Here is a 19038-nt window from a genome sequence, read left to right on the forward strand (position 1 = left end):
ATAAGTCGGACTAAGCAATACCTTGTTCAGCAAGGACTATCCAAGCTCTGTTCTACCGCCATGAGCAAGGCTTGATTGAGTGCAGCATATAATGCCTTGATATCCAGGTCAGCTGTGGATGGCTGACACTCCACACCATAGCGGTCGAGTTGCTGGATACGTCCTCTGCCCACCCTTAACAGTTCAATGACACGCGACAAAGGCGGCTGTTCCGGCCGGTAGCGGATGCCATGGCGAAGAAGCTTCCGTTCCAGAAGTGCGGCGTCGAAGACATGCATGAAACGCTGCGCCACTTGTTCGCGTAACTGATCGATTGCCTGCATACAGGCGTCGCGTTGCGCATCGTTCATTGCTGACCAGCGTGTGATCTGCGTATGGCTGCGCTGACAACCACGGCAATACTCATCGCCAAGCGTCGTGGAACATACCCCCACACAGGGCGAGCGCACCATTCCCGTCATAAACCTCCCCTTGTTAGCGTTCTCCCGCCACCTAGACCGTTCCAGAATTCCCCACATCCACCCAAAGTACAAGGGGGTTAGCCGCGCATCAGCTTAACATTGTCGACAGTTTCCCGTAGAATCGCGGCATCCAGAGACAGGCTGTTGTCAAGCCGCTGACATCAAGTTTGTGCTTAAAAGAGCCACTCAATACCGATGCAGAATGTTTCTTCAAGACTTTGTTATCAACAATTCGTTAGCAGCGATGTTACCGACAACGTTTCACATGCCAGGCGCTTTATTTGATTGAATTTTTCAATGAGTGGCGCCTTGGCCAGCATAACAGATGAGAGGGTTCCTACCGTGCTTGAAGCTTACCGTCAACATGTCGAAGAACGTGCCGCCGAGGGTGTTCCCCCCAAGCCTTTGAACGCCGACCAAGCTGCGGCACTGATCGAACTGCTCAAGGCACCACCGGCCGGTGAAGAAGAGGTCATTCTTGATCTTCTTACCAACCGCATACCGCCGGGTGTCGATGAAGCTGCTTATGTGAAGGCCGGTTTTCTTACCGCTATCGCCAAGGGCGAAGCCAGCTCTCCGCTGATCGACAAGATTCATGCGGTCAAGCTGCTAGGCACCATGCAGGGCGGCTATAACATTGTCTCCCTAGTCGAGCTTCTAGACGACGAAGAACTCGCCAAGGAAGTCGGTGAGCAGCTCAAGCACACGCTATTGATGTTCGACGCCTTTCACGATGTGGAAGAGCGTGCCAAGAACGGCAATGCCGTCGCCAAGGACGTCATTCAGTCCTGGGCCGAGGCCGAATGGTTCCTGTCCAAGCCGGCCCTGGCCGAAAAGATCACCCTGACGGTGTTCAAGGTGCCCGGCGAAACCAATACCGATGACCTCTCGCCCGCGCCGGATGCCTGGTCTCGCCCGGACATGCCGTTGCATGCCAACGCCATGCTCAAGAACGAGCGTGAAGGAATCGAACCGGAAGTGCCCGGCACCACCGGTCCGCTCAAGCAGATCGCCGACGTCAAAGCCAAGGGTTTCCCGGTCGTCTACGTGGGCGACGTGGTCGGCACCGGCTCCTCGCGCAAGTCCGCTACCAACTCCGTGCTGTGGTTCTTCGGTGATGACATTCCGAACGTACCCAACAAGCGCGCCGGCGGCTTCTGCTTCGGCGGCAAGATCGCTCCGATCTTCTTCAACACCATGGAAGATTCCGGCGCTCTGCCCATCGAGATGGATGTCGAGAAGATGGCAATGGGGGATGTCATCGACGTCTACCCCTACGAAGGCAAGGTGTGCAAGCACGGCACCGACGAGGTCATCACCACCTTCGAACTCAAGACTCAGCTGATTCTTGATGAAGTGCGCGCCGGCGGCCGCATCCCGCTAATCATCGGTCGCGGCCTGACCGGCAAGGCGCGTGAGTCACTGGGCCTTGAGCCGTCCGATGTCTTCCGCCTGCCCGAGCAGCCTCACGATACCGGCAAGGGCTATACCCTGGCCCAGAAGATGGTCGGCAAGGCCTGCGGCATGGAAGGCGTTCGCCCGGGCATGTACTGCGAACCCAAGATGACCACCGTAGGTTCTCAGGACACCACCGGTCCGATGACTCGCGATGAGCTCAAGGATCTGGCATGCCTGGGCTTCCAGGCCGACCTGGTGATGCAGTCATTCTGTCACACCGCGGCTTACCCCAAACCGATCGATGTGGACACTCACCACACCCTGCCTGATTTCATCATGAACCGCGGCGGTGTCTCACTGCGCCCGGGCGATGGCATCATTCACAGCTGGCTCAACCGTATGCTGTTGCCGGATACCGTCGGTACCGGTGGCGACTCGCACACGCGCTTCCCGATGGGCATCTCCTTCCCGGCGGGCTCGGGCCTCGTCGCCTTCGCCGCCGCCACCGGCGTCATGCCGCTGGATATGCCGGAATCGGTGCTGGTGCGCTTCAAGGGCGAGCGTCAGCCGGGCGTCACGCTGCGCGATCTGGTTCACGCCATTCCACTTTACGGTATCAAGGCAGGTCTGCTGACCGTCGCGAAATCCGGCAAGAAGAATGCTTTCTCCGGCCGCGTCCTCGAAATTGAAGGGCTTGACGACCTCACCGTCGAACAGGCTTTCGAGCTTTCCGATGCCTCCGCCGAGCGCTCCGCCGCGGGCTGCACCATCACCCTCAGCGAAGAAAGCGTTGCGCAATACCTGAACTCCAACATCACGCTACTCAAGTGGATGATCGGAAACGGTTATGGCGACGAGCGTACCATCAGCCGTCGTATCGAGGCCATGGAAGCCTGGTTGGCCGACCCGAGCCTGATGCGCGCAGATAAAGATGCCGACTATGCCGAAGTCATCGAAATCGACCTGAGCGAAATCAAGGAACCGATCCTCTGCGCGCCGAACGACCCGGACGATGCCCGTCTGCTGTCCGAGGTTGCCGGCGAGAAGATCGATGAAGTCTTCATCGGCTCGTGCATGACCAACATCGGCCACTTCCGCGCCGCAGGCAAGTTGCTCGAGAAGCAGCCCGCCGGCAGCCTGAAGACTCGTCTGTGGCTTGCACCGCCGACCAAGATGGATCAGCATCAGCTGACCGAAGAAGGTTACTACGGCATCTACGGCCGTGCCGGTGCGCGCATGGAAATGCCGGGTTGCTCTCTGTGCATGGGTAACCAGGCACGGGTTGCAGCGAAGTCCACGGTGGTTTCGACTTCCACACGTAACTTCCCCAACCGCCTGGGCGATGGCGCCAATGTCTATCTGGCATCAGCCGAACTTGCCGCTGTCGCAGCCGTGGAAGGTCGCTTGCCCAGCGTTGAAGAATATCAGCGCTACATGAGTGAATTCGACGCCATGGCAGGTGAAATCTATCGCTACATGAACTTCCACGAAATCGAGGAATATCAGAAAATTGCCTCGAACGTGATTCCGGTCGCTCAAGAAGCCTGATTCTAGCGTTCTTCTGAGTCGATGACTGAGCGCCCCACCCACGTCGATTTGACAGGGTGGGGCGTTTTTTTTAGCGTTTGAATACGCGTTACTATTTTCCTGGAGATTTTCCCCATGGCCCAGATTGTCACCCCAGACATTTGCGATGCCCACCCGGACGTGGTGGTACTCGATCCTGTTTTCGTCAACTACGGAGGAATAGATGCCTTTGCCGGCCCGATTCGCACCATAAAATGCTTCGAAGACAACTCCCTGGTCAAACAGGCCCTTGCCGAAACCGGTGGAGGCGCCGTGCTGGTAGTGGATGCCGGTGGCTCGCATCGCTGCGCAATGCTCGGTGATATGGTGGCAAGGCAAGCAGTGGAAAATGGCTGGGCGGGTGTGATCATGTACGGCTGTGTAAGAGATGTGGACATACTCGCCGAACTTGAGCTGGGCATTCAGGCGCTGGGCAATCATCCACGCAAGAGTGAAAAACGCAACGAAGGTCAGCGTGATATTCCCGTGACATTCGCCGGCGCCACCCTTACCCCGGGCCAATGGATATATGCCGACAATAACGGCATTGTACTGGCGCAGCACGAGCTCACCCTTCCTACCTGACTCACAGTTCACACCTGACTCACAGTTCACACCCGAATAGGCACGGTTTGCCAGGGAAGGCCCGACAATGCCACCCTGGCAGATCATTTTTCTTCAAAATGGTCTCCAAGCATTCATGCAGCCGCTTTCACGTCTCGGTTTTGACCTTTTGCGTACCTTTCGCGATCACCTGCGTCCGCTGATCGCCTATCACCTTTTTTTCACGCTGCTTTCAACCGCCCTGCTGCTGCCGGCGGTGGCCTGGTCGGTACGCTTCGTGCTGGCCCAGTTCAACCGTACCGTGATCACCCTTGATGAACTGATATTGCTGTTATTCAGCCCTGCGGGCGTGCTAGTCATGTTGGTGGCGCTGGGGCTTTCATTTACGGTGCTTTACCTGCAACAGGCAGGCATGATCCAGGTCGCGGCAAGGCCCCGGGACAATCACTTTCGACTGGCGTTCGAGGCACTCTGGCTGAGCTTAAGACGGCTACCGGCACTGGCAGGACTGGTGGTGATGCAGGTCGGCTCACACCTTCTGCTGGCGGTACCCTTCATGCTGGGTATTGCCTGGCTTTACGGGGCTTGGCTCGGCGACCTGGAGCCCTATTACGTTCAGCGCATTCGCCCGGCCGCGCTATGGTATTTCCTGGCGACGGCACTACCGCTAATCGGCCTCTGGCTGTGGCTGACGTGCTGGCTGTACCTGCGCTGGATTCTGGCCTTGCCCCTGGTCACCCTGGAAAATCTCTCACCACAAGCCGCGCTCAAGCGAAGTGTGTGGTTGACGCGAGGCTGGCAGCGCTCAATCGGCGTGGCCGTATTCGGCGTCCTGGCCCTGGTGATACTTCTTCCCTTGCTGACGACGCTGCTGTTCGACCGCTTTTTCACACCTCTGTTATGGCTGCTTCCCGAGCGTAACGCGGTGTTGATTCCCGCCATGCTGGTTTACCTGACCGGCTATCTGCTTATCACCCTGGCAATCACCTTCGTCGGCATTGCCGCCAACGCCCTGCTCTCGGCCAGTCTTTATTTGCAGCTGGCTCACCAAAAAGCGCGCCCCACACCACCACCCGCCGACGCACACCCCGGCCGCCTGGCCTGGATGGTGGAGCTTGGTGTACTGCTATTTGCCGTATCCCAAGCCTGGCTGATCATCAATAGTTTCGATATTCGCGATGAGGTGGCCAATATCGCCCACCGCGGCAGCTCGATGGTCGCACCGGAAAACACCCTTGCCGCTGTGGAACAGGCCATCAAGGATAATGCCACCCATGTGGAAATTGATGTGCGCCTGACCGCCGACAACGAAGTGGTGCTCCATCATGATCGCAGCCTGCAACGCCTTGTCGGTGACCCGCGCAACCTGAGTGATCTCAGCCTGGAACAACTGAGCATTTTCGATATGGGCAGCTGGTTCGGGGATGCCTTTGTCGGTGAACGGATTGCCACCCTCAGCGAGGCACTTGCCACGGTTCGCGGCAGAAGCGCTCTGATGATCGACATGAAGCCCGAGCCGGGAAATGAAATAGCCTTGTTGGAGGCTGTGATTGAAGCACTGCACGACGAGGCGGCCATTCGCCTGGCCTGCCATACGCAAGCCCCACCCATGACGCGCAGACGCTGCGGCAACCCCGACGTCATCGAAGAAAGCCGTCTTGCGGTGATGTCGCCCTGGGTGGTCGAGGAAATCAAGCGCCGCGAGCCCGAGCTACGGGTGACGCTGCTGGCACAGCTGATCTTGCTTGGCACGCTGGACCGTCGCCAGTTCGACGCCTTGGGGCTGCGCCATAACCGCATCACTGAGACCGAAATCAAGCTGGCCACTCAGTACGGTTATGAAATACACGCCTGGACGGTCAATGATCCCGCACGCATGTCACAGCTGATTGATTTAGGCGTAGATGCCATCATCACCGATTACCCGGCTCGCTTGGCTGATCTAATAGCCGAACGCCGCGAGCTGAGCGATGGCGAGCTGTTACTGGTAAAGCTGCGCAACTGGCTGCGCCATTGAGTTCATTCACCCATCACCACGCCTTCGCGGCGCGGGTCGGCACCTCCGAACAGCTCGCCTTCCGGCTGGCGCACAATGACTTGCAAGCCGCTGGTCAATTCGCGTTCGCTGACCTCATGGCCGCGCTCGCTGAGCGAAATCCGGGTAGTTTCAGGGAACCGGCCTTCCTCCAGATAAACAGGGCCACCCAGCGTAATCGCATGCGGTAGGTCAAGCGCTTGCTGAGCATTCATGCCCCAATCGCGCAAGGCAATCAGGGTGCGCGCAGTATAATGAATAATCGCCGCGCCACCGGGAGAGCCTAGGCTGGCTACCAGATCACCCCCATCGCGCTCGAATACCAACGTCGGACTCATGCTCGAGCGTGGCCGTTTCCCGGGCTCGACACGATTAGCCACTAACAGACCATCCACTTGCGGGGTAAACGAAAAATCCGTCAGCTCGTTATTGAGCAAATAGCCCCCCGGCAAGCCGGTGCCGCCATCGGCAAGTATCCGCGAGCCGAAGGCCTGTTCGATCGTCGTGGTCATGGCCACGGCCCGCCCCTCGACATCGATGATACTGATATGGCTGGTACCGTATTCCGGCTGTTGCGGCTGGGAGGCCCAGGTCATGATCACTTCCCCGGGTCTGCCCGGTTCGGCCTCGCTGCCCATGGTCTGGCTCTCGATTAGCTCCGCTCGCAAGGCCAGGTAATCCGGGTGCAGCATCAGCGCCCAATCTTCGCCAGGGGCACTCACATAGTCTGGATCGGCGATATAACGCCCCCGATCGGCAAATGCCAAGCGCGAGGCTTCCAGAAATTGATGCAACCAGGCGGCGCTGGGAACGCCCGCTTCCAGGGGAGCCTCGACGAGCGGCAGATGATCCAGCATACCGAGAATCTGCATGATGGTCAGATGCCCGGAAGAAGGCGGTGGAAAACCGCACACCTCCCATTGCTGCCATGCGGTGCAGAGCGGTTCGCGTACCTTGGCCTCATAATCCTCGAGATCCGCCAGGGTCATGGCACCCGGGCGACTTGGATGCGACTGGACGCGTGCCACCAGGTCCTCGGCGATACTCCCCTGGTGCAGGGCATCGCTGCCTTTCTCGGCGATCGCCTCCAATATTTCCGCCAAGGCGGGATTGCGCAGCGTTTCGCCTACCTCCAGTGCCTCGCCTTCCTCGGTGTAATAAAACTGCCTCGCCAAGGGGTCTTCGCGCAAGTACCTATCATTGGCCAGGCTGGCATGTAATCGCTGGCTTACCACAAAGCCTTGCTTCGCCAGGGTAATGGCCGGTGTGAACAACGCTTCCCAGGCTAGCGCGCCATGTTCGGCATGGGCCATTTCCAACATCTTGAGCGTTCCCGGCACGCCTACCGAGAGGCCGCTGGCCACTGCCTCCATGAATTCCAGGGGTTCGCCATCTTCCAGAAAAAGCGTTTCGTCCACGGCGTCGGGAGCGGTTTCACGCCCATCGTAAGTCTTCACCTCGTCACCATCGTAGTGCATCAGAAAAGCACCGCCCCCGATACCGCTGGATTGCGGCTCGACCAGCATAAGTACCATTTTCACGGCAATGGCGGCGTCCACTGCGCTTCCACCCGCCTCTATCACTTGATAGCCCGCATCGGTAGCCAAGGGATTCGCCGCGGCCACGGCAAATGTCTGCATTTCCCAGCCGGGTTTTTCCGTATACCCGGAATCGACTTCCGGGCTAATCGAAGGCGTGGTATACGTGAAGCCCAAGGCGGTCACTGGAATAATCAGCGACAAGGAAACCGCCACGGAGGATAGGCGCAGTGTCATGGTCAGGCTCCTGGATGAATGACGACTTCAATGCAGCATAGTCAATTTTCTGGGTGTCTCGGAAGCCTCCAACGAAAAGCCCGACGAAAACGTCGGGCTTTTATTTTCTTTAACACATTTACCTGGAACGGTCCTGGTTCAAGCGAAGCGTCAATCGATGGTTTCACCCGCCAGCATGAACCAGGTTTCGAGTACTGCATCCGGATTCAGGGAAACCGAATCGATGCCCTGCTCCATCAGCCATTTGGCCAGATCCGGATGATCCGAAGGCCCCTGACCGCAGATACCTACGTACTTGCCCTGCGCCTTGCACGCTTGTATCGCCATCGCCAACAGCTTCTTGACGGCAGGATTACGCTCGTCGAACAGATGCGCCACGATGCCTGAATCTCGATCCAGCCCCAGGGTGAGCTGGGTCAGGTCGTTGGAGCCGATGGAGAAGCCGTCGAAATATTCGAGGAACTCATCCGCCAGCAACGCATTGGCGGGCAGTTCGCACATCATGATGACCTTGAGGCCGTTCTCGCCACGGGTAAGGCCATTGGCTGACAGCAGCTCCACCACTTCCCGGGCTTCATCGGTGGTGCGTACGAAGGGCACCATGATCTCGATGTTATCCAGGCCCATATCTTCACGCACACGCTTGAGCGCTCGGCATTCCAGCTCAAAACACGGCCGGAAAGCATCGGAGATGTAACGCGAGGCACCACGGAAACCCAGCATGGGGTTTTCTTCGCCTGGCTCGTAGAGTTTGCCGCCGATCAGGTTTTCGTACTCATTGGACTTGAAGTCGGACAGGCGCACGATCACCCGCTGAGGATGGAAGGCCGCCGCCAGGGTGGAAATGCCTTCGACCAGTTTATCCACGTAAAAACTGACCGGGTCGGCGTAACCTGCGGTACGCATATCGATGATCTGCTGCAAATCGGCAGGCAAGGTGTCGTACTCGAGCAGCGCCTTGGGATGAACGCCGATCATGCGGTTGATGATGAATTCCAGCCGCGCCAGGCCGACGCCGGCATTCGGTAAACCGGCAAAACCAAAGGCACGGTCCGGGTTACCCACGTTCATCATGATCTTGAAGGGAATTTCCGGCATGGCATTGACGCTGGAAACCTTGCAATCGAAGTCGAGCAGCCCTTCATAGACATGGCCGGCGTCACCTTCGGCGCAGGATACCGTGACATCCCGACCATCGCTCAGCAGTACAGTGGCATCGCCGCAGCCAACCACCGCGGGAATGCCCAGTTCTCGTGCGATAATCGCCGCATGGCAGGTGCGCCCTCCCCGATTGGTGACAATCGCCGAGGCACGCTTCATGATCGGCTCCCAGTCAGGGTCGGTCATGTCGGTAACCAGTACATCACCCGGCAGAATCTTGTCCATATCATCCGGGGAAAGCACTACCTTGACCGCACCACTGCCTATACGCTGGCCAATGGCACGTCCGGTTACCAGGGTTCTGCCCTTCTCTTTCAGATGAAAGCGCTCCAGCTTGCCGCCTTCCTGTTGCGATACCACGGTCTCCGGGCGGGCCTGAACGATGTAAAGTTCGCCATCGTCGCCGTCCAGTGCCCATTCGATATCCATCGGGCGTTGGTAGTGCTGTTCGATGGTCACCGCCTGACGCGAAAGCGACATGATTTGCTCGTCGTTCAGGCAGAAGCGACCACGATCCGCCAAGGGCACATCCACCGTGGCCACCGACTTGCCGGCACTGGCATCGTCGGTGTAGATCATCTTGATCAACTTGGAACCCAAGTTACGGCGCAATACCGCAGGGCGACCGGCAGCCAGCGTGGGTTTATGAACATAGAATTCATCGGGATTCACCGCACCCTGAACCACGGTTTCACCCAAGCCCCAGGAGGCGGTGACGAATACCGCATCACGGTAGCCGGATTCGGTGTCCAGCGTGAACACCACCCCACTGGCACCGGTTTCCGAGCGCACCATCTTTTGTACACCGGCGGACAACGCCACGTTTTCATGGGCATAGCCACGGTGCACCCGGTAGGAAATCGCCCGGTCATTGAACAAGGAAGCAAAGACTTCGTGAACGGCACGCTTGATGTTGTCGAAGCCTTCGATGTTGAGAAAGGTTTCCTGCTGGCCGGCAAAGGAGGCATCCGGCAAATCTTCTGCCGTGGCGGAACTGCGCACGGCAACCTTCAGATTGGGATGCTGCGTCTGAAGCTTCCCATAGGCCTCGCGCAAGGCGGCTTCGAATGTCGGGGGCAGGGGCGTGTCGATTACCCATTGACGAATCTTGGCACCTACTTGCGCCAGCGCCTTGACATCATCCACATCCAGGCGTGACAAGGCAGTGTTGATGCGCTCATTCAGGCCTTCGTGGGAGAGAAACTCGCGATAAGCATGAGCAGTGGTGGCAAAGCCGCCGGGTACCGTGACACCAACTTCCGACAGGTTCGAGATCATTTCGCCGAGAGAGGCGTTTTTGCCACCCACGCGTTCGACATCTGTCATACCTAGCTGATCGAACCACAGAATGTACTCTTCCACGCAACCCCCTTGCATAACGACACCGGTAAGCCCAGATGGGCCGCCAAAAATGGAGGTTGCTACCCTATCACCGCAATCAGATATTCGCCATTGGTCTAACATCGAAGTAGGTGGAGGTTTTTTACAACAAGCAGGGTTTTGTGAATGATTATGTAGTCGTTAGCGGCACGAAGGATTGTGTCGACCGCCAAGCAGGCTGACAATAACCCTTCATTTTTCAAAGAGTCGGCGAGATGACACGTACTGCTTTTTTTATTTCCGATGGCACCGGGATTACTGCGGAAAGCCTGGGGCGCAGCTTATTGGCGCAATTTGAAAACGTCGAGATTCGCATGCTGACCAAGCCGTATATCGACGATCTGGAAAAGGCCCAGGCGTTGGTGGATATCATCGATGCTGCTGCGGTTCGTGACGGTGAGCGTCCGATCATTATCGACACCATCGTCGATCAGCGCATACGCGACGTGATCCGAAAGGCGTCCGGTTTCAAAGTGGACATCTTCTCGACGTTTCTGAAACCGTTGGAGCAGGAACTCGACACTCACTCCTCGTATAGCGTAGGCCGCACCCATTCCATCGGAAGCGACGATGTGTATATGGACCGGATTCATTCGGTGCACTTCGCTCTGGACAACGATGATGGCGCTCGCACGCATCAATATGCCGAAGCGGATATCATTCTGGTCGGGGTATCACGTTGCGGCAAAACGCCCACGTCGCTTTATCTGGCGCTGCAGTTCGGTATCCGAGCAGCCAATTATCCTTTGACGGAGGATGATCAGGACGAAGACGGCTTCCTGAAGATGCCCAAAGCCTTGGCCCCGTATCGGAGTAAATTATTCGGCTTGACCATCGATGCTCGTCGACTCGCCGCTATTCGCCATGAACGCCGCCCCAATAGTCGCTACAGTTCCATGGATCAATGCCTGCAAGAGGTTGAGCAGGCGGAGTCGCTGTATCGCAGCATGCATATTCCCTACCTTGATACGACCCGCTCTTCCGTCGAGGAAATCTCTACCCGCATGATCGCAGAAACCGGATTGAAGCGGCGTTTCTCACCTCACTGACAGCTTCCTTTCATTCAAGGGGGACTTTATTTATAGCCCTTCCGGAGCAAAGATACCTGGAGCGTTCCGCCAGTAGCCCTTGTAATCCATACCAAAACCAAAAACGTAACGATCGACCACTTCAAGACCGCAGTAATTGGCCTTGAGCCCAGGCACGGCCTTGCGGTCGTGCTGCTTGTCGACCAATACCGCCGTGGTGATGCTGGCCGCTTTTGCTTCCTTGCAGTACGCCAGAATAGCCGCCAGGGTGGCCCCTTCATCCAGAATGTCGTCGACAATCACGACGTGCCGCCCGGCCATGGGAATCTCCGGCGATACCCGCCAGAACAGCTCACCGCCACGTAACTCGTTGCGATAACGCGTGGCATGCAGATAATCGACTTCCAACGGAAAGCCCAGGCGAGTCAACAAGTGTCCGGTCGTGATCAGGCCACCATTCATCACACAATAAAAGACCGGCAGCTTATCGCCCAGATCCCGCGTAATAGCTTCCGCCATGCGATCCAGAGCGAGTTCAACCTCGTCTTGTGAAATCAGGCAATCCGCGTTATTCATTATTTCACGCATGGTCGCCAGAGACTCACCCGCTTCCATACCCAGCTTTACCATTTACCGCACTCCACGTTGTAATTGCATTCATTGTATCTGCATTAAAGGGTGTTATTTGCTTGCAGCCATGGCTTCCAGGCGTGCATGGGTGCGTCGCCAGCGGGTCAATGCCTCCAGGGCGTCGAGGTCCGGGCGTGCCCGGCCATACAGCAACTTGCCCGCACGCTTGGCCCGTCGCCCCTGGCAGGCTTGCAATACCTCAAGGGCTGCCTGCCGGTCGTTGCATACCAGCAGCATGTCGCAACCTGCCTCCAGTGCGGCATGGGCGCGCTGAGCCGGAGAGCCGGCCTGCTGCGCGCCTTGCATGCTCAAATCATCGGAAAAGATGCACCCCTTGAAGCCCAGCGATTCACGCAACATCCCTAACCAACTGGGAGAAAATCCGGCGGGGCGTGGATCAAAAGAGGGGTATATCACATGGGCTGGCATGATACCGTTCAGCACCCCCGCCAAGCGAGTGAAGGGAATCAGATCCTGCTGCTTGAGCGTCGCTAATGGACGCTCATCCACCGGCAGCGCAATGTGTGAATCCGCTGCGACCCCCCCATGGCCGGGAAAATGCTTACCCACCGCCGCCATACCGGCTTCATGCAAGCCGTGAACAAAGGCATACCCCAGTGCAGCGACCTGTTCCGGGTCAGCCCCGAAACTGCGATCACCTATCACGCTGGAAATACCGATATCCACGTCCAGCACCGGGGCGAAGCTGATATCCAGACCACAGGCCGCCATCTCCATGCCCAGCAACCAACCGGCATCTTTCACCAGCGCGAAGGTGGCCTCCGGTGCCTGGCCATATTCCCGGCTCAACATACCCATGGCAGGCAAGCGCGTCACACCTTCCTTGATGCGTTGCACACGACCACCCTCTTGGTCCACGGCCAGCAGCAACTCCGGGCGTATCCGTCGGATCTCCGCACACAACGCCTGTACCTGACGTGCACTTTCAGTATTACGCCCAAACAGGATGACGCCGCCGACAGCCTCATGTGTCAACAGATCACGCTCGTCAGCTGTCAGATGAAGCCCTTCAAGATCCAGCATCACCGGACCGGGGAGTTGTGTCATGGCAAACCTCCTGCGCAAGGGGCGCTGATTCTAGACCACTATTAACCGTTGGCGCGACCCCATACCCTTCCTCGACAAGCTCATCACCGCTTTTTCAAAGACAGCGGCGCTATTCATGCAGCCAGACGGGGGTTCCCGGCGGAGCTTTTTCGACCATCAACACAAGATCGGCATTGCGCATGCGAATACAGCCATGTGAGCGTGCCACTCCCATGGATTGGTCGGGGGGCGTGCCATGTAGATAAATATAGCGCCGCTGAGAATCCACGCACGCACCGCGATTAACACCCGTTTCCAACCCGCATAACCATAGAATGCGCGTCAATATCCAGTCACGAGCCGGATGCGCTTTCGCCAAGGCGTCACTATAGACTTCCCCGGTGAAACGCCTGCCACGAAACACACCGTCAAGAGGAACGTCCCGGCCGATGGCGGCGCGAATGTAATGCCAACCCAGCGGTGTGCGACCGCTGCCTTCTTGCTGCCCTGTTCCTGCCTGGGCAGTTGATATATCGCAGATATGAATCAGCTGTTCTCCCTGCCACAACGACAAGCACTGGCGACTCACATCAATCTCTATCCAAGCGCCATCGACGGGAGGCAGCTCACTGAGGATCGGGGTGCGCATGAAAATCCTTGTGAAAACCCTCGTTTTGCATTTGATCGGGAAGAGGGGCGTTCATCGCCGCCACGACGACTGGCCGCAAGCGGCGCACCAGATCCTTCACGCTCACCTGCTCATGATAATCCTGCTCGGCAATGTCACGTAACGCCTCAAGTCCCGACAGCGTGAAAATCACGGTACCCAGCATGAAGTGCAAGCGCCAGAAACGCTCGGCATCGGGCAATTCCGGCGTCGCCTGGCGCACAAGCTCGGTGAAGCGGGTAAAGACGTCGCCGTAGTCCCGCTGTATATAGCGTCGTAAATGGCCTTGCGCCTGGCTATAGGCCAACCCCAACAAACGCATGAATACTTGGAGACTGTTGCGTTCGGCAGGCACCGCCAGCACCGTTGTCGCCATGGTTTCCAGAAGTTCGTCGAGTGGAATGACCTTGCCGGCATGATGCGCTTCAAGCTCGTCCAGAGCTGTATGAAAGCGTTGCGTAAAAGGATCCAGGTAGCGCGCAAAAACCGCCTGAATCAGAGCCTTCTTGGAGCCGAAGTGATAGTTGACCGCCGCCAGGTTGACCCGCGCCTTGCTGGTGATGGTGCGCAGCGATGTTTCAGCAAAGCCACGCTCGGCAAATAACACTTCCGCTGTATCCAGAATACGCGTGACAGTATCAGACTGGGCCATACGGCGCTCTCCGGAAAACGTGTGTTTAAAACGAAAACAAATATTACGTCATAGACCGTGGGGGCTCAACGCCTGAATGTTGGTTGGCAGCCCAGGCGAGCCGCCATATACTGGATGAAGTAACATGCTGTATGCTTAACCACTTAATGATTCACCACTATCAGCCGTGACTTTTGACGATTTCTGGAGCTTGCCATGTCCCGCCCTTTAACGGCTCGCCAACAACATGTCTACGACTTCATCGTAAAGACCATGAATGAGCTGGGTTATCCGCCGACCCGGGCGGAAATCGCCAAAGCGCTTGGCTTTCGCTCGCCCAATGCTGCCGAAGAACACTTGCGCGCACTTGAGCGCAAGGGAGCTATCCGCATCATCCGTAATACCTCGCGTGGCATTCGCCTACCCGCTCAGGTACCCATGGAAAATGTCGAGTCGCCTTCTTCCGAACCGGCTTTCCCGGAACCTGCTGCCTTCCAAGGGCTGCCGGTAATCGGAGAAGTCGCCGCTGGCAACCCCATACTGGCCACCGAGCACATCGACCGTTACTGCCCCCTACCGGCGGAATACTTCACACCCAAGGCGGACTACCTGCTCCGTGTTCGTGGGCTATCAATGAAGGATGCGGGCATTCTGGAAGGCGACCTTCTGGCGGTACATCGCACCGAACGTGTGCGCAATGGCCAGATCGTCGTCGCAAGACTGGAAGAGGAAGTGACGGTAAAGCGCTTTCATCGACAAGGCCATAAAGTCACATTAACCGCTGAAAACCCTGATTTTTTGCCTATCGATATCGACTTGCGCCATCAACCCCTCGAAATCGAGGGCGTGGGTGTCGGCGTCATTCGGGGCGGCAACGGGCAAGCGCTGGGTTAACCAGTCGGCATTATTCGTGCCTATCTATTTAGTATCTATATAGCGGTGGCCATTCAAGGTGGCCACCCACTCCGGATGATAGACCAGCAGAATGCTCATCAGCATGCCGGTAATGAAAGCTTCCGACGGCATGAGTAACGGCAGGAAGCGAGCGTACTCCTGAGCCAGATACACGGCCTCTCGATCGACACCCCCCAGCAAGACCAACCCCACCGCCGCAAAGCCCCCCGCCAAGGTAGCCAATGCCGAGCCGAAAAAGCCGCAGATAAAAAGAAACACCATCAGATTATCAGGCAAACGACGGTCCACGAGTCGCCATATCAGCACGATCATCAGCGCTGGAACGATACCCGTGACCAGGATATTGACTCCTAACAGCGACCACTCATTGCGCCCTACCACTACCATGGCAACATTGACCAAAGTGTTGCTCAGCAGTGCCAAGGGGGCCTTGAATACCAAGGTCATCAGGGCGGTGAAAGTAAGATGCAGTACCAACCAATCCACCGCCTGGGCACGCAGCTGCCACATCAATAAAATCGCCACCGTTGCCGCAAGCCAGCGATGCTGCAATGCCGTGTCAGCCAGTAGAGCTCGCCAAGGGCGTTGCCATAGTGCCAGCCCGAGTGTCACTGCTGAGCCCAGGGCACATAGCAGCACTACCCAAAAATCCAGTACGGCTTCGGAAAACGACATAGTGATTACTTCCGTCAGGTTCAGCTGAACACGACTGTCTTGTTGCCGTGAATCAGCACACGATCTTCCAAGTGCCAACGCAACCCACGAGCCAGCACGGCTTTTTCCACATCGCGTCCAAAGCGCACCAGGTCGGTCGGGGTATGGCAGTGACTCACCCGATGGATGTCTTGCTCGATGATCGGGCCCGCATCCAGTTCTTGGGTAACATAATGGCAAGTGGCGCCGATCAGTTTTACTCCGCGTTCAAACGCCTGATGATAGGGTTTGGCTCCGGCAAACGAGGGCAGGAAACTATGGTGAATATTGATCACTTTCCCCACATAGCGCTCGCAAAGAGCGGGCGGCAGGATCTGCATATAGCGCGCCAGTACCACACAGTCGGCATTCAGTGTTTCGATTGTGTCTTGCACGGTAGCGAACGCTGCTTGTTTATCAGCAGGATCTACAGGCACATGGTAATAGGGAATACCATGCCACTCGGTCAGTGAACGCAAATTTTCATGATTGGAAATCACCGCAACGATATCACAAGGCAACTCTTCCGCTTGCCAGCGGTAAAGCAGGTCCACCAGACAATGCGATTCCCGCGACACCATCAGCACCACCCGCGCGCGCCTGGCCGTATCGGTCAAGGCCCACTGCATATCGAATTCACGGGCAACCGGTTCGAATGCCGTTCGTAGTGCTTCAGCGGTCATCCCCACCGAATCCGCCAGGATTTCGTAACGCATGAAAAAGCGCCCGGCTTCCAGATCCGAATGCTGACTGGCTTCGGTAATCGACCCTCCCTGCTGGGCAATGAAGCCGGAAACACGCGCCACGATACCCACCTGATCCGGGCAGGACACTACCAGACGATAAGAGTGCGACATCAACCAATCATTCCCTTAATAGAGACGAGAAAAGCGCCTGGCGGACGAACCAATCGCTCGCCGGTACCAGGCCCAAACAGGCGTTAGTGTACCCAAATGCCCTCATGCTGTGCGAGCTCAACCTTGAACCGGCCTCAGCCCTTTCGGCTAACGAGTGGTTAAACAATGGCCGGGATATGCCTTGCTGTCTGTGCATGGCATAGTTTCCTCCCACGGATAAGGCATAAGGAACGGCATGTACGATTTTATTATTGTGGGTGGCGGCATTCTGGGTATGTCCACCGCCATGCAGCTCAAACAGGCTTATCCAGATAGGCGCATGTTGGTCCTGGAGAAGGAGCAAGGCCCCGCCCAGCACCAGACCGGCCACAACAGTGGCGTCATTCATGCAGGGGTCTATTACACTCCGGGCAGCTTGAAGGCACGCTTTTGCCTGGCCGGTAACCAGGCGACCCGACAGTTTTGCGATACCCATGGGATTGCCTACGATATTTGCGGGAAACTACTGGTGGCCACCGATGAGGTGGAAATGCAGCGCATGCAGGCATTGTGGGAACGCACAGCGGCCAACGGCCTGGAGCGTGAATGGCTGGATGCCGATGCCCTGCGTGAACGCGAGCCCAACATTACCGGCATCGGCGGGATCTTCGTACCCTCCAGCGGCATCGTCAATTACGCCGAGGTGACGCTTGCCATGGCCGCCGAGTTCAAGCGAATGGGCGGCGAGATTCGATACGGACAGGACGTGACAGCTCTTGAAGAGCGCCGCCAGGAAGTCATTGTCACCACCTCCCAAGACACCTTCCCCTGCCGCTACCTTGTTTCCTGCTCTGGCCTGATGGCCGACCGGGTGATTCGAATGCTCGGCCAGGACCCCGGCTTCACCATCTGTCCGTTCCGGGGCGAGTACTACCGGTTGTCTGAACAGCACAATCAAATCGTCAATCACCTGATCTATCCAATTCCAGACCCCTCCATGCCCTTTCTCGGAGTGCACCTCACCCGCATGATAGACGGCACCGTGACGGTGGGCCCCAATGCGGTACTCGCAATGAAGCGCGAAGGCTATCGTAAACGGGATATCTCGTTGATCGACATGGCGCAGATGCTTACCAACCCCGGCATCCTCAAGGTACTGGGCAAGAACTTGCGCCCGGGACTTGCCGAGATGAAAAACTCGCTGTTCAAGAAGGGCTATCTCGAACAGGTACGCAAGTACTGCCCGAGCCTGACCTTGAATGACCTGCAACCCTACCCTGCCGGGGTTCGCGCCCAAGCCGTGTCTCGTGATGGCAAGCTGGTAGATGACTTCCTGTTCGTCAATACGCCTCGTACCGTCAATGTGGGTAATGCGCCATCGCCTGCCGCCACCTCGGCAATTCCGATCGGCGCGCATATCGTGGAAAAGGTAAAGAGCCAGGTCGAAGGCTGACAGGCCTGGAAACCAGGGTTTAACGACACGACGCCGCTGTCGGAATCACATCACCGGAACGCCGGTGACCCAGACATGCAGGTGAAAGGCGAAGAGATAGTAGGCGACCAGGCCAGCTACCACCGTGATGGCAGTGCGCGCCATGCTCGGGGTCTGCGTCGAAGGAGCCGGACGACGACGCGCAGCGCGGAAGTCAAACACCGCCCACAGCAGGAAGGCGCCAAAGAAGACGATATCGCCCAGCCGACCGTTGGCCAGCAGGTGGGCGAAGGCCCACAACTTCACGGCGATGATCATCGGATGCCCAAGCTTTGCCTTAAGATGGTTGCCAGGCACATAGGCCGCCACCAGCAGGATGAAGGCAGGAATCATCAGCAGCGATACGACGTGGTACAGCCCCACCGGCGGGAACCACACCCAGGTGGGGTCGAGGCGCATCTGGCCGTAGCCCCAGATCGCCAGCGCCAGGCCGATGATCGAGACCAAAGAGTAGACGGCCTTCCAAGGCAGCTTGCCAAAGCGCTTGATCTGGGCATTGCGCCAGTCGTCGGCGACAATGCGCACCGAGTGCACCCCCAGAAAGATCAACAGGCCGAGTATCATTACGGTCATGGCAGGGACTCCATCAGTAGAAAGCGGACAATTCGCCAGCCTACCGCACCTGCATGACCACGTCGCGCGCCACCCTTCGACTTTTTCCGCCGCCCGCGCCCTACTGCTTTCTGCGCGTAGCGTCATGCCGGCGGCAGGCGTACCCTAATACCTACTCAACATCGTTACGATCATCACCGATCGATC

16 protein-coding genes are annotated in these 19038 nt (G+C 57.4%); 6 read left to right on the forward strand and 10 right to left on the reverse strand.

The genetic code is table 11. The annotated features are described in order from the left end of the window. Positions 1 to 26: 26 nt before the first annotated feature. Complete coding sequence (locus GPM19_RS00120; RefSeq protein ID WP_160416874.1) at positions 27 to 461, reverse strand: DUF1289 domain-containing protein; 435 nt, start codon at positions 459 to 461, stop codon at positions 27 to 29. 342 nt (positions 462 to 803) lie between these two features. On the opposite strand from GPM19_RS00120, the gene acnB reads away from it, so the two are divergent. The 3 genes from acnB (at position 804) to GPM19_RS00135 (ending at position 6006) form a co-directional block, all read left to right on the forward strand. Beyond that, positions 804 to 3407 (forward strand): bifunctional aconitate hydratase 2/2-methylisocitrate dehydratase, encoded by a 2604-nt coding sequence (gene acnB / locus GPM19_RS00125; protein WP_160417236.1) that lies wholly within the window; start codon positions 804 to 806, stop codon positions 3405 to 3407. A gap of 114 nt (positions 3408 to 3521) precedes the next feature. Further along, positions 3522 to 4010 carry a ribonuclease E activity regulator RraA gene (gene rraA, locus GPM19_RS00130; protein WP_160416875.1) on the forward strand — a complete coding sequence of 163 codons (489 nt, stop codon included), beginning with the start codon at positions 3522 to 3524 and terminating at the stop codon, positions 4008 to 4010. Between the two features lie 67 nt (positions 4011 to 4077). Next, positions 4078 to 6006: a glycerophosphodiester phosphodiesterase family protein gene (locus tag GPM19_RS00135; protein ID WP_227842024.1), complete on the forward strand. Its 1929-nt coding sequence runs from the start codon at positions 4078 to 4080 to the stop codon at positions 6004 to 6006. A gap of 2 nt (positions 6007 to 6008) precedes the next feature. Here the strand turns inward: GPM19_RS00135 and ggt are convergent, their stop codons facing one another. Further along, a complete protein-coding gene (ggt, locus tag GPM19_RS00140) occupies positions 6009 to 7799 on the reverse strand; it encodes a gamma-glutamyltransferase (RefSeq protein ID WP_160416876.1) in 1791 nt (596 codons plus the stop codon). Between the two features lie 150 nt (positions 7800 to 7949). Beyond that, positions 7950 to 10322: a phosphoenolpyruvate synthase gene (ppsA, locus tag GPM19_RS00145; RefSeq protein WP_160416877.1), complete on the reverse strand. Its 2373-nt coding sequence runs from the start codon at positions 10320 to 10322 to the stop codon at positions 7950 to 7952. A 233-nt stretch (positions 10323 to 10555) separates the two neighbouring features. Between ppsA and ppsR the strand changes: the two genes are divergently transcribed. Then, positions 10556 to 11389 (forward strand): posphoenolpyruvate synthetase regulatory kinase/phosphorylase PpsR, encoded by an 834-nt coding sequence (gene ppsR / locus GPM19_RS00150; RefSeq protein WP_160416878.1) that lies wholly within the window; start codon positions 10556 to 10558, stop codon positions 11387 to 11389. A 30-nt stretch (positions 11390 to 11419) separates the two neighbouring features. Here the strand turns inward: ppsR and GPM19_RS00155 are convergent, their stop codons facing one another. The 4 genes from GPM19_RS00155 to GPM19_RS00170 all read right to left on the reverse strand — a co-directional run bounded on the left by GPM19_RS00155 (position 11420) and on the right by GPM19_RS00170 (position 14364). Next, entirely contained in the window at positions 11420 to 11998 is a 579-nt protein-coding gene (locus GPM19_RS00155; protein ID WP_160416879.1) for a hypoxanthine-guanine phosphoribosyltransferase, read from the reverse strand. 51 nt (positions 11999 to 12049) lie between these two features. Continuing rightward, a complete protein-coding gene (nagZ, locus tag GPM19_RS00160) occupies positions 12050 to 13066 on the reverse strand; it encodes a beta-N-acetylhexosaminidase (RefSeq protein WP_160416880.1) in 1017 nt (338 codons plus the stop codon). A 109-nt stretch (positions 13067 to 13175) separates the two neighbouring features. Then, a complete protein-coding gene (locus GPM19_RS00165) occupies positions 13176 to 13694 on the reverse strand; it encodes a L,D-transpeptidase (protein WP_160416881.1) in 519 nt (172 codons plus the stop codon). Beyond that, positions 13672 to 14364, reverse strand: coding sequence for a TetR/AcrR family transcriptional regulator (locus GPM19_RS00170; RefSeq protein ID WP_160416882.1), 693 nt, complete (start codon positions 14362 to 14364; stop codon positions 13672 to 13674). Before GPM19_RS00170 ends, GPM19_RS00165 begins: the two co-directional genes overlap by 23 nt. A 195-nt stretch (positions 14365 to 14559) precedes the next feature. Between GPM19_RS00170 and lexA the strand changes: the two genes are divergently transcribed. Next, a complete protein-coding gene (gene lexA, locus GPM19_RS00175; RefSeq protein WP_160416883.1) occupies positions 14560 to 15237 on the forward strand; it encodes a transcriptional repressor LexA in 678 nt (225 codons plus the stop codon). A 24-nt stretch (positions 15238 to 15261) separates the two neighbouring features. Here the strand turns inward: lexA and GPM19_RS00180 are convergent, their stop codons facing one another. Both GPM19_RS00180 and purU read right to left on the reverse strand, forming a co-directional pair. Further along, a complete protein-coding gene (locus GPM19_RS00180; RefSeq protein ID WP_160416884.1) occupies positions 15262 to 15933 on the reverse strand; it encodes an energy-coupling factor ABC transporter permease in 672 nt (223 codons plus the stop codon). 20 nt (positions 15934 to 15953) lie between these two features. Next, the gene (purU, locus tag GPM19_RS00185) at positions 15954 to 16808 is read right to left on the reverse strand and encodes a formyltetrahydrofolate deformylase (RefSeq protein WP_160416885.1); all 855 of its coding nucleotides are present in this window, start codon (positions 16806 to 16808) and stop codon (positions 15954 to 15956) included. Between the two features lie 235 nt (positions 16809 to 17043). Here purU and lhgD point away from each other — a divergent pair, with 235 nt between their 5' ends. Beyond that, on the forward strand, positions 17044 to 18240 hold the full coding sequence (gene lhgD, locus GPM19_RS00190; RefSeq protein ID WP_160416886.1) for an L-2-hydroxyglutarate dehydrogenase: 1197 nt from the start codon (positions 17044 to 17046) through the stop codon (positions 18238 to 18240). 45 nt (positions 18241 to 18285) lie between these two features. Here lhgD and GPM19_RS00195 read toward each other — a convergent pair whose 3' ends face one another. Then, on the reverse strand, positions 18286 to 18852 hold the full coding sequence (locus GPM19_RS00195; RefSeq protein WP_160416887.1) for an NnrU family protein: 567 nt from the start codon (positions 18850 to 18852) through the stop codon (positions 18286 to 18288). Between the last annotated feature and the right edge of the window lie 186 nt (positions 18853 to 19038).

It is taken from the genome of Vreelandella zhuhanensis (assembly GCF_009793355.1).
GTDB classification, from domain to species: domain Bacteria; phylum Pseudomonadota; class Gammaproteobacteria; order Pseudomonadales; family Halomonadaceae; genus Vreelandella; species Vreelandella zhuhanensis.

Coding starts and splice junctions, on each gene's coding strand:
- GPM19_RS00120 (WP_160416874.1), bottom strand. CDS start 461: ATGACGGGAATGGTGCGCTCGCCCTGTGTGGGGGTATGTTCCACGACG.
- GPM19_RS00165 (WP_160416881.1), bottom strand. CDS start 13,694: ATGCGCACCCCGATCCTCAGTGAGCTGCCTCCCGTCGATGGCGCTTGG.
- ppsR (WP_160416878.1), top strand. CDS start 10,556: ATGACACGTACTGCTTTTTTTATTTCCGATGGCACCGGGATTACTGCG.
- purU (WP_160416885.1), bottom strand. CDS start 16,808: ATGTCGCACTCTTATCGTCTGGTAGTGTCCTGCCCGGATCAGGTGGGT.
- GPM19_RS00155 (WP_160416879.1), bottom strand. CDS start 11,998: ATGGTAAAGCTGGGTATGGAAGCGGGTGAGTCTCTGGCGACCATGCGT.
- ggt (WP_160416876.1), bottom strand. CDS start 7,799: ATGACACTGCGCCTATCCTCCGTGGCGGTTTCCTTGTCGCTGATTATT.
- GPM19_RS00135 (WP_227842024.1), top strand. CDS start 4,078: ATGCCACCCTGGCAGATCATTTTTCTTCAAAATGGTCTCCAAGCATTC.
- lhgD (WP_160416886.1), top strand. CDS start 17,044: ATGTACGATTTTATTATTGTGGGTGGCGGCATTCTGGGTATGTCCACC.
- rraA (WP_160416875.1), top strand. CDS start 3,522: ATGGCCCAGATTGTCACCCCAGACATTTGCGATGCCCACCCGGACGTG.
- GPM19_RS00195 (WP_160416887.1), bottom strand. CDS start 18,852: ATGACCGTAATGATACTCGGCCTGTTGATCTTTCTGGGGGTGCACTCG.
- GPM19_RS00180 (WP_160416884.1), bottom strand. CDS start 15,933: ATGTCGTTTTCCGAAGCCGTACTGGATTTTTGGGTAGTGCTGCTATGT.
- GPM19_RS00170 (WP_160416882.1), bottom strand. CDS start 14,364: ATGGCCCAGTCTGATACTGTCACGCGTATTCTGGATACAGCGGAAGTG.
- nagZ (WP_160416880.1), bottom strand. CDS start 13,066: ATGACACAACTCCCCGGTCCGGTGATGCTGGATCTTGAAGGGCTTCAT.
- lexA (WP_160416883.1), top strand. CDS start 14,560: ATGTCCCGCCCTTTAACGGCTCGCCAACAACATGTCTACGACTTCATC.